At 67.8% G+C, this 10,671-nt stretch carries 7 protein-coding genes and 2 pseudogenes; 5 read left to right on the top strand and 4 right to left on the bottom strand.

Features of this window, described 5'->3' with window-relative positions:
• Window positions 1-228 precede the first annotated feature (228 nt).
• From ACIHAX_RS13725 to ACIHAX_RS13715, 3 genes and pseudogenes are all read left to right on the top strand, one after another.
• A pseudogene (locus ACIHAX_RS13725) lies at window positions 229-1,343 on the top strand (cupin domain-containing protein).
• 100 nt (window positions 1,344-1,443) lie between these two features.
• A complete protein-coding gene (locus tag ACIHAX_RS13720; protein WP_397277590.1) occupies window positions 1,444-3,075 on the top strand; it encodes an FAD-binding oxidoreductase in 1,632 nt (543 codons plus the stop codon).
• On the top strand, window positions 3,072-3,683 hold the full coding sequence (locus tag ACIHAX_RS13715) for a TetR/AcrR family transcriptional regulator (RefSeq protein WP_355075322.1): 612 nt from the start codon (window positions 3,072-3,074) through the stop codon (window positions 3,681-3,683). Before ACIHAX_RS13720 ends, ACIHAX_RS13715 begins: the two co-directional genes overlap by 4 nt.
• Before the next feature lie 177 nt (window positions 3,684-3,860).
• Here the strand turns inward: ACIHAX_RS13715 and ACIHAX_RS13710 are convergent, their stop codons facing one another.
• Both ACIHAX_RS13710 and ACIHAX_RS13705 read right to left on the bottom strand, forming a co-directional pair.
• On the bottom strand, window positions 3,861-4,829 hold the full coding sequence (locus ACIHAX_RS13710) for a TIGR03557 family F420-dependent LLM class oxidoreductase (RefSeq protein WP_355075320.1): 969 nt from the start codon (window positions 4,827-4,829) through the stop codon (window positions 3,861-3,863).
• Between the two features lie 166 nt (window positions 4,830-4,995).
• The gene (locus ACIHAX_RS13705; protein ID WP_355075318.1) at window positions 4,996-5,772 is read right to left on the bottom strand and encodes an MHYT domain-containing protein; all 777 of its coding nucleotides are present in this window, start codon (window positions 5,770-5,772) and stop codon (window positions 4,996-4,998) included.
• Between the two features lie 768 nt (window positions 5,773-6,540).
• Between ACIHAX_RS13705 and ACIHAX_RS13700 the strand changes: the two genes are divergently transcribed.
• Both ACIHAX_RS13700 and ACIHAX_RS13695 read left to right on the top strand, forming a co-directional pair.
• A complete protein-coding gene (locus ACIHAX_RS13700) occupies window positions 6,541-7,080 on the top strand; it encodes a hypothetical protein (RefSeq protein WP_355075316.1) in 540 nt (179 codons plus the stop codon).
• 89 nt (window positions 7,081-7,169) lie between these two features.
• A complete protein-coding gene (locus ACIHAX_RS13695; RefSeq protein WP_364432351.1) occupies window positions 7,170-8,291 on the top strand; it encodes a CapA family protein in 1,122 nt (373 codons plus the stop codon).
• On the opposite strand, the pseudogene ACIHAX_RS13690 reads toward ACIHAX_RS13695, so the two are convergent.
• Both ACIHAX_RS13690 and ACIHAX_RS13685 read right to left on the bottom strand, forming a co-directional pair.
• Window positions 8,272-8,943: pseudogene (locus ACIHAX_RS13690) on the bottom strand (dienelactone hydrolase family protein); the annotation flags it as partial. The gene ACIHAX_RS13695 and the pseudogene ACIHAX_RS13690 overlap by 20 nt on opposite strands.
• A gap of 86 nt (window positions 8,944-9,029) precedes the next feature.
• Window positions 9,030-10,646: an FAD-dependent monooxygenase gene (locus tag ACIHAX_RS13685; protein ID WP_397277587.1), complete on the bottom strand. Its 1,617-nt coding sequence runs from the start codon at window positions 10,644-10,646 to the stop codon at window positions 9,030-9,032.
• Window positions 10,647-10,671 lie beyond the last annotated feature (25 nt).

Raw genomic sequence — 10,671 nt, 5'->3', positions numbered from 1 at the left:
GAGCCAGAAGCGGTGCCTCAAATGCGTGAACCATGACCCGAGCGTGCAGAACGGACCTTAGCGAACACCGATCGGATCGGCGCGCCGAGGTTGGTAAAGGTCCTAGGATTACCCGCACCCGCATTGGGCTATGACATGGTGTGATGTGAAAAACATTCGTTTGGGCACCACCCATCAACACTATTCATTGTGCCGCAAATCACTATGCAAGGCTTTCGGCTATGACGCATGGGGCGCGGTCTCCCCGAGCTGCCATGCGCCGATACCGGCGCGAGCGCGCAACACCGATCCTTCGACCGCGAGCGAGGAGCAACCGTGCAGACACCATCGATCCATGTGGCCTCCCTACGGAAGGGTGAGCAGATCCACCGCAGCGAACTCGGCTCGCTCACCCGGCTCACCGCCGACAGCTTCCCGATCCTCAGCGGGCTCTCGATCAAACGCCTGACGCTCGCGCCCGGCGCGATCCGCGAACCGCACTGGCACGCCAACGCCGCCGAACTCACCTATTGCACCGCGGGCCGGGCCCTGGTCTCGGTCTTGGACGACGGCAGCCGATTCTCCTCGTTCCTGGTGAGCGCGGGCGAGATGTTCCACATCGACTCCGGCGCGCTGCATCACGTGGAGAACGTCGGCGATACCGAGGCCGAGTTCATCCTCGCCTTCCGCCACGAACGACCGGAGGACTTCGGATTCAGCGCGAGCCTCGGCGCGATGACCGATTCGGTGCTCGGCAACACCTACGACCTGCCCGCCGAGGACTTCGCGAAGATCCGGCGCGACACCACAGCGAAACTCGTCGTGCGACGCGAGGGCGAGCCCGACATCCCGTGCACCGCCCGCTACGGCGATCCGCACCACTTCGCGATCGAGGCGATGCCCGCCCCGGTGGACTCGCCGGTCGGTTCCGCGCGCACCGCCCGCGCCCAGTTCTGGCCCGCATTGCGTGACATCTCGATGTACTCGCTGCGGGTGCGCGAAGACGGCATGCGTGAACCGCACTGGCATCCGGTGACCGCCGAAATGGGCTACGTCCATCGCGGCTCGGCGCGAATGACGATCATGGATCCGGACGGCACCTTGGACACCTACATCGTGCGCGAAGGCGAGGTGTACTTCGTCCCGCGCGCCTACCCGCACCACATCGAAGTCGTCGACTCCCCCGAGATCCACTTGCTGATCTTCTTCGACCAACCCACGCCCGCGGACATCGGCTACCGCGCCTCGATGAGCGCCTATTCCAGGAAAGTGCTCGCCGCGACGCCCTGGACGCACTTCCCGACCTGCCCTTCACGCCGAGCGATCCGTTGATCGTCACGCGGAACAACGCACTCGTCCGGTAAGTCGCGGCGCGGCGTCGACCGCCCGCGACATCGAGCATTCGCTGCCAATTGATCGTCAGGTAATTTACCATCGAGTCAATTCAGCGGACGGAGCGCGGCGATGGCGACGAAATCATGGTGGGGTTGGGGCAACCGGGAGGACGCGGTCACCGGGACCGAGCGGAAGATCCTGACCGAACGCGTGGCGGCACTGCTGCCGAAAGCCGAGTTGACCGTGCACGAGGCGCCGGACCTGACGTCGTTGAGCGTGCCTCCGCCACGCGTCCGGGTGCCGGACGCGTTGACCCCCTTGGCCTCCGAAGACCTCGGCGACCGGGTCGCACACGGCCATGGGCAGGCATTCCGCGATGTGGTGCGCAATCTGCTCGGCCGCGTCGACCACGTACCCGACCAGGTGTTGCGGCCGCGGACCGAGCAGGACGTCCTCGACATCCTGGACTGGTGCGCGAGCGCGGGCGTCGCCGTGGTGCCGTTCGGCGGCGGAACGTCGGTGGTGGGTGGTGTCGAACTCCGCGGCGCCGACGCCTACGCCGGGTCGGTGTCGCTGGACACCGGCCGCCTGAGTCGGATCGTCGAACTCGACCGCACCAGCCGAGCCGCACGAATCCAAGCGGGCATACTCGGCCCGGCGCTGGAAGCGGCATTGCGGCCGGATGGTCTGACGCTGCGACACTTTCCGCAGTCGTTCGAGTTCTCCACGCTCGGCGGCTGGCTGGCCACCCGGGCGGGCGGGCACTACGCGACCGTCTACACCCACATCGACGACATGGTCGAATCGCTACGGGTGGTCACACCGGCCGGGATCAGCGAATCCCGCAGGCTGCCCGCGTCCGGCGCGGGTCCGTCACCCGATCGGATGTTCCTCGGCTCGGAGGGCATCCTCGGCGTCATCACCGAAGCGTGGATGCGCTTGCAGGATCGTCCGCGCTGGCGGTCCGGGGCGTCGGTGGTGTTCGGCGACTACAGCGCGGCCGTGGCCGCGACGCGCGCCATCGCCCAGTCCGCGTTGTATCCGGCGAACTGCCGGCTGCTGGATCCGGTGGAGGCGTTCATCAACGCGGGCACCAGCGCGACGGGCGGGGTGCTCGTCCTCGGCTTCGAGTCCGCCGACCATCCCGTCGACGAGCCGATGCGTCGTGCGGTGCAGATCTGCCGCGAGCACGGCGGCACGATTCCGGACGGGGTCTGCACCACCGATTCCGCCGAAGACTCGGCGCGCACGGGCGCGGCCGACGCGTGGCGCTCGGCGTTCCTCCGCATGCCCTACCAGCGCGACGCGCTCGCCGCCCAATCCATGATCGTCGAGACCTTCGAAACAGCCTGCACCTGGGACCGTTTCGAGGCCCTGCGAGCGGCGGTACGGGAAGCGACCACGGACGCGTTCCGATCCGCCGGTGTGACCGGTGTTTCGACCTGCCGGTTCACCCATGTCTATCCGGACGGACCCGCGCCGTACTTCGGCATCTACGCCGCGGGCCGGTGGGGACGGACCGTCGAGCAATGGGACGAGATCAAGACGGCCGTGTCGGAGGCGCTGCACCGCAACGGCGCGACCATCACGCACCATCACGCCGTCGGCCGCGACCACCGCCCCTGGTACGACCGCCAGCGACCCGAACCTTTCGCCGCGGCGCTGCGCGCGGCCAAATCGGCACTCGATCCCGCGGGCATCCTCAATCCCGGTGTGCTGATCGACCCGGTCGTACACCGGGCCACCGGGGAGGACCGGTGAGCAGGCCGGGCACCAAGGGCGTGCCGCGCGAGCGGCGGGAAGAGCAGATCCTCGACATCGCCACCACCGAATTCGGCGAACGCGGCTACGCCAAGGCTTCGGTCGCCGAAATCGCCTCGGCCGCAGGCGTGTCCAAGCCGCTCGTGTACGCCTACTTCGGCTCCCGCGACGCACTGCACGCGGCTTGCGTGCACCGCGCCGGGAAGAGCCTGGTCGACGCGGTCGCGGCGGCCCAGTCCACGCATGGTGCGCACGACCGGGCGCTGGCGACACTGACCGGGATCTTCCACGCACTGGACGGACGCACCCAGAACTGGAAGATCGTCTACGACCCCACACTGCCACGTCCGGGTGCGGCCTTCGCGGTGGCCCGGCATTATCAGGATGCCTTGAACGGCATGGGCTCGGCAGGGGTATCGGAGATTCTGGCCGATGCCGGCATCTCCGATCCCGGCGATCACTCGCTGCTGCTGGCGCTGTGGTTCAGCATCGTGTCCACCACCATCTCGTGGTGGAGCGACCATCCCGACCACACGCCCGAGGACATGACCCAGCGCTGCCTGCGCCTGTTCACCACGGTCCGTGGAACGACCACTCGACGGACCTGATCGCGGTCGCCTTGCGTCGCAATGCAACACCTCGTCGCGGGCGACGCGTTGCGCGCGGAACAAGCGGACATGCGCCGCACGCCGGCGGGCCTGAGCGGCTGCCCACCCGCGACGTGCACGGCGCGACGGAAGATACCGACGACGACCGCGCGCCCGTCGGTGACGGAAGTTTCGCGCTCAGACGCTCGGGGTCAGTGCACGGAGAGGTTTGTCGAGTTCACGGCGGTAGAAGTCCAGGAAGCCGTCGGGGTCGGGACCGGCGTTCTGCATCACGAGATGGTCGAAGCCCGCATCGGTGTACTGCTGGGCGGCATCGAGATAGCGGGCCGGGTCCGGCCCGCAGGCGAAGTTGTCGAGGACGTCTTCGAGCCGGACGGTGGTGGTCGCCGCGGCGAAATTGACCGGGTTCGGCAACTCGCTCATCACCTTCCAGCCCGTCAGGGCCCAGCGGGTGGTATCGAGCACCGCCTTCGCCGCCGTTTCCTCGTCGGGCGCCCACGCCATGCCGACTTCCGCGTATCGGGGGCCCGCGCCGCCCGACGCGCGGTAGCGCTCGACGATTTCGGACTCGGGCTCGGTCGCGAACAGGCCGTCGCCGAGTTCCGCGGCGATGCAGGCCGCCTCCAGCCCACCGCTGGCGACGGCGATGGGCGGGAGGGTCTCGGGCAGATCGAAGACCCGTGCGTCGGAAAGGCTCAGGAATTCCCCGTCGTAGGAGTGATAGCCGCCGCTCCAGAGCAAGCGGATGATCTCGATGGCCTCGCGCAGCATGCGATGCCGGATGCGTACGGGCGGGAATTCCCGGCCGACGACATGCTCGTTGAGACGTTCACCAGAACCGACACCGAGGGTGAAGCGGTTGCCGGACAAGATCGCCAGAGTGGCTGCCGCCTGCGCGACGATCGCGGGGTGGTATCGCAGAATGGGGCAGGTCACTCCGGTCGCGAGCTCGATCCGCTCGGTCTTCGCCGCGATGGTTCCGAGCACTGTCCAGGCGAACGGTGAGTGCCCTTGGTTGTCCAGCCAAGGATGGAAGTGGTCACTGATCTCGACGAAGTCGAAACCCGCCTCTTCCGCCCGAACGGCTTGCCGGACAAGCTCGTTCGGACCGAATGCCTCGGCCGCCAGTTTGTACCCGATGCGCATCGCCACCTCCTGGTTCGACTGCGAGCGTCCGGCCACCGCGCGAACCGGCTCTTGGCGCGCGTACCCGGCATGCGGCGGTGAAAACGTCGCCGCGCCCCGGGCGGTGCCGGGGCAACGGGCTACCGCGTCATTCGGCCGACCGGCGACAAAGCGCTACCCGGTCGGTTCACTCACGAGTCGGCCAGTAACTGGCAGCGTGCCGGCCCTGCGGCACATAGGTGTTCTCGTCGTCGACTTCCGTGACACCCAGGTGCAGCAGTAGCAGCACCGTCACCAGGCTGATGCTCACGATCAGCGGGGTGAGCAACTGCGTCGCGCCGGCCCCGGAAGGTGCGTGCATGTGCTCGGCTTCGTGCACGTGCATCGCGAGCATGCCCGTGTAGTGCATGCCGGACACCGCGACACCCATGACCGCCGCCGCGCCGACGGTGACGAGCGTGCTGCGGGTGTGCAGCGTGAACCACAACGCGGCGGTCGCCGCGACGACGGCGATCACCATGGACAACGCGACGATCCGTCCGTCGTAGCCGATCATCGCGTCGGATTTCATGGCGTACATGCCCGCGTAGTGCATCGCGCCGACGCCCAGACCGGTCACCCCGCCGCCGGCCAGCAGTCCCACCGGTCCCAGCGCTCGCTGGTGTGCGATGCGCAGTCCGATCCACACCACCACCATGGCGATCACGGCGCTGAGCAGGGTGATCGGAACGTCGTACCGGATCGTCGCCCCCTCGATGGCGAAGCCGAGCATCGCGATGAAGTGCATGACCCAGATGCCGGTGCCGCCGATCGCGACCGCCGCGGCGATCAGCCAGCCGTCGCGTGCGGACCCGGTACGAGATCTGGCCACGCATCGAAGTCCCAGCAATGATCCGGTGAACGACATGACGTAGGCGACGATGGGCGTAAGCCATCCGTGACTGAAGTGGTCGATTTCCAGCACGCGACACTCCCTCGCTGGATAGATTCGAGCCATCGGCGACGCGAAGCCCGGATCTCACATAGTGAAACTGCAGGTAGATAGTTTAGAGTACTACTATCCTCTTTATAAACATAGGATGAGTTCCAAATAGCGGGAAGTGCGCTGGTAGGCCATCGAAGCGACGGCGCTTCGGCCCACAGCGCCACCTCCGCGCGTAAGGGCGCTCGACAGCTAGTATCTGGCTTCCACGTGACGGCAGCACGACCCGTATCCCACTCACCGGACCCGTGGCCGCCGGTACCGGCCATCCGCCATCCGGCATCCGGCATCCGGCATCCGGCATCCGGCATCCGGCATCCGGCATCCGGCATCCGGCATCCGGCATCCGGCATCCGGCATCCGGCATCCGAGCGGTAGCCGAACTTCGAAGGGCCGTATCGGTCAACCGGACTCCTGGTCGGATGCACGTGCGAATGCGATTTCGGCACGGCGGCCGAATTTTTCGGAAGTCGAGCACGGGCACAATCGCAGTTAACGCCCAAGTCCGGACGCGACGGCCGGCCTCCGCCCCCGATGACCCACTCCGGCAGAGACCTTCACGCCCTCGTATCCCCCGGGATCGTCGTGGCGAGGCCAGCATGAACGCGACGATAGGGAACGCCGATTCCGGCGCTGCCGCGGCGGCGCAACGGAGCGAGTCCGGCCGGCGAGCACGCCCAATCGCGACTTCTGGCGAACTTTCAGCGTTTCTCCGTATATCTCACCTGGGTAACAGCGTATGGTCGCGCTATGCCGACAGCGACGTCGATCGACACCGGAGCCGAACACCTCGCCTGCTGGGTCACCGTCGTGGGGGAACGTCTACACCAGTTGCCGACAGCAAACCCGCATATCCTGCTCGCCCACGCGATGAGCGGGTTCCTCGCGATCGGACGGGCGAGCATGGCCCTGCTGACCACCTCCGCCAATCCGACCGACATCCGAGACCACGATCTCGTCTTCGAGATCACGGCCGACGCCGAACGCTGGCTCACCGACGCGGCGACCGAACCGATCGTCAACCAGGTCACCGACCGCGGCGAGCACATTCAGCGCTATCTCAGTCCCGCCGCGCTCGACACCGTCGCGAAAGCACGCCTGCGACGCTGCGCGCAGGCTACCGCGATTCATACCCGCGATCTGCTGACCGGGATCGACGCCGACCCGGCCGCGTCGGAGGAGATCCGCGATCTCGCCCGTGATCTCGCCGCGCGAGCGAACGTCATCGCCACCGTCTACGCCGACGACCCGCAGCAGCTGCTTTCGATGGCCCGGCAGGCGACTCGGTAGCCGACCACTCCGGGAGGTCCGCGAGTACGGGTCACGCCCGATACTCGGGTGCGGCACGCGACCAGCGGCGCGTTCACATCGAGGCCGCGATGATCGACAATGGTGACATGGCGACGGTGCTGCTCGGCGGCGACGTCATGCTGGGCCGGGGTGTCGACCAGATCCTGCCGCATCCCGGCGACCCGAGGCTGCGCGAACGGTACGTCAACGACGCACGAACCTACGTGGAGCTGGCCGAGCGCGCGCACGGCGAGTTCACTCATCCGGTCGGATACCGGCACTTGTGGGGTGATGTGCTGCCGCTGCTCGCCCAGCTCGACCCCGAGGTGCGGTTGCTCAACCTGGAGACGTCGATCACCGCCGACGGCGCGTTCGCTCCCGCGAAGGGCATTCATTACCGGATGCATCCGGACAACGTGCCCGCGTTGACCGCGATCGCACCGGTGGTCTGCGCGCTGGCCAACAATCACGTCCTCGATTTCGGAATTCCCGGGCTCGCCGACACCCTCGAAGCGCTCGACGCCGCGCATATCGACCGCGCCGGCGCGGGGGCCGACCTCGCGGGCGCCCGTGCCCCCGCCACGGTGGAACTCGCCGACGGCCGTCGCGTGGTGATCGTGTCGGTCGCCGCCGGATCCAGCGGTGTTCCGGAATCCTGGTCGGCACGGCGCGACCGGCCGGGCCTGTGGCGAGTGGGCTACTCCCCCGGCGCCACGGCGGCCGATGATGTCGCCGCCGAGGTGGCGGCGCACAAGCGGGACAACGACATCGGCATCGTTTCCGTGCATTGGGGGCCGAACTGGGGCTACGACGTGACGCGAACCGAAACACAGTTCGCACACCGATTGATCGACGCCGGAGTCGACGTGGTGCACGGGCACTCCGCGCATCATCCGCGTCCGATCGAGATCTACCGTGGCAAACCGATCCTCTACGGGTGCGGCGACGTCATCGACGACTACGAAGGCATCCGCGGCCACGAGCGGTACCACACCGATCTGCATCCGCTGTATCTCGTGGCGGTGGACCACGGTTCGGTGGAGGTCCGGCTGATTCCACTGCAGGTGCGGCACATGCGCCTGGAATGGGCCCCGCGCACGGAATCCCGTTGGCTCTGTGCCAAACTCGAAGACATCAGCCGCGGTTTCGGCACCCGCGTCGCGCCCGGAACCGACGACCTCCCCGTGGTGTTCAGTGGCGCACGACGGTGAGATGGCGGAGGAACCACGCTACCGCCGAGTCGGCGACTTGTTCGAGCGCACCGGGTTCCTCGAACAGGTGTGTCGCGCCGGGAACGATGTCCAGCTCACTCGGGCACGGCATCCGTAACTGCGCCTCCCGATTCATCTCCAGCACCCATCGATCGTTGCCACCCACGATGAGCAGTGTCGGTGCGCGGACCGAGCCCAACCGCGAACCGGCCAGATCCGGACGACCGCCACGGGAGACGACCGCCGCGATCTCGGTGCCCGGTTCGGTCGCCGCCCACAGTGCCGCGCCCGCGCCGGTGCTCGCCCCGAAATATCCGGTCGGCAGGCCACCGAGCTCCGGCCGCGTCCGCAGCCAGTGCGTCACCTCGACCAGCCGGTGAGCGAGCAACTGGATGTCGAACACGCGGGCGCGGTCGCCTTCCTCCTCGACGGTCAGCAGATCCACCAGCATCGTCGCGAATCCCGCCTGGTTGAGGACCTCGGCGACGAACCGGTTGCGCGGACTGCGCCTGCCGCTGCCGCTGCCATGGGCGAAGGCGATCAACGCGGTGCGCTCCGGCGGCACAGCCAGCACCCCGGCCAGTCGGGTGGACTCCGACGGCACGATGACCTCTTCTGTCCGCGTCGGGGACGGGTGTGCGGACGGCATCGAACACCTCCTGTTGTCCGGCGTACCCGATCGAGTCGGTCGCACGCAAGGGGGGAAGGTCCTTCGTCCGCACAATGGGCGTGGCGCCGTCAGCGGAACGTCGCGCCGAGGTACTCGGTCAGATCGTCGATCGAGGACGCCCACCCCGCGTAACCGAGGTATCCGTCGGGACGCACGACATACGCGGCTGCGCCGGTGGCACCGTAGGCCTTCGCGAAATCGGCGTCACGGTCGCGGACGACCGGCAGCAGCGTATCGTCGACCCGCGCTCCGGGTGCGGCGAGCAGGTACACGTCCAGGTGCCGGTGCGCTCGGCGGCGCGCCGCTGCGGCAAGATCGGCCAGCGCCCCGATTTCGGTCCCGGCGCTGTCGTCGGCGTAGAGCAGGAGGGTGTGATCGGTCCGTCCGAACAGCGCGAACAGGCGGATCGGAAAGGTGACCGCGCCGCGGACCAACCCGGCGGCGTCGGGAGCGCGCAGTCCCGCCCGCAGACCCGGCCAGCGGTCGGCCGCGCGCGCCACGATCGGGCTGTCGCGGTAGTCGATCAGCAGTTGCGCCTCACGCCGGATGACGAAATCCAGGTCCGACTCCCCGGCCCCGATACCCTCCCGTGCACTGCGCACGGTGCGTCCGACCACTTCTTCGCCGACCGGCCTGCGCTCGGCGTCGTAGCTGGCAGGCAGTTTCGGTGCACTGTCGCCGCTGACCGCCAGCGCGAGCTTCCACGCGAGATTGTGCGCGTCCTGAATGCCCGTGTTCATCCCCTGCGCGCCGGTGGGCGGATGAATATGCGCTGCGTCGCCTGCCACGAAAACCCGTCCGCGCGCGTAGGCATCGACGATGCGGTGACTGATCCGGAAGACCGACGACCACCGCAGTTTCGACGCGGTGACCGGCTCGGGAGCGAGGCGGTCGAGGACGGCTTGGATATGGTGCAACCGCGGCGTGGGGCCGCCTTCGAATCCGTGCACGAGTTGGTCGGGGTTGGGCGTTTCCGCCGTGGTGAGTTCGTCGGGGACCAGCATCGACACTCGGTACCGGCCGCGTCCCGGCAACGGTATGCACACCAGCAGGTCATCGGTGACGCCTTCGGTGCGGTGCGTCGAGCGGATGACGTAGCCGCGGGGCAGCGACCAGTCGAGTTCGACATCGCCGAGCATGTATTGCTCGGCGAACGCCGCTCCCCCGAAGGACAGACCCAGCCGCTTGCGGACGATGCTGTGCGCTCCGTCGCAGCCGATCAGGAACTGCGCGTCGACGGTGTGTTCGCCGTCGGCGTCGACGAGCACCGCGCGCACGCCGCTGTCGTCCTGCTCGAAGGTCGTCAGCCAGGTGGCGCGTTCGATCCGGGTGCCCGTCTCGGCCAATCGCTCCCGCAGGATTCGCTCGGTCACGTATTGCGGCAGCCCGATGAACCCGTAGGGGACGTCCGCGGGCAGCGTGAGTTCCGTCCTGGCCACCTCGGCGCCGTTCACGTACACCAGCTGGCCACGCAACTGGAGGGATGCGTCGAGCATCCGGCGCAGGACACCCAACCCTTCGAACACCTCGAGCGTTCGCGGTTGGATGCCCACGGCCTTCGCGTATCGGGGCGGCTCGGGCAGCGCGTCCACGATTCGGCAGGCGACACCGCGCCGGGCCAACTCGATTGCCGCGGTCAACCCGACCGGCCCAGCACCGGCAATGAGTACCTCTGTGCCGACCATGCGTTACCGCCTCGGACTGCGTACT

It is taken from the genome of Nocardia sp. NPDC051929, from assembly GCF_044548645.1.
GTDB classification, from domain to species: Bacteria; Actinomycetota; Actinomycetes; order Mycobacteriales; family Mycobacteriaceae; genus Nocardia; species Nocardia sichangensis.
This window is presented reverse-complemented; position numbering and strand designations above follow the sequence as displayed.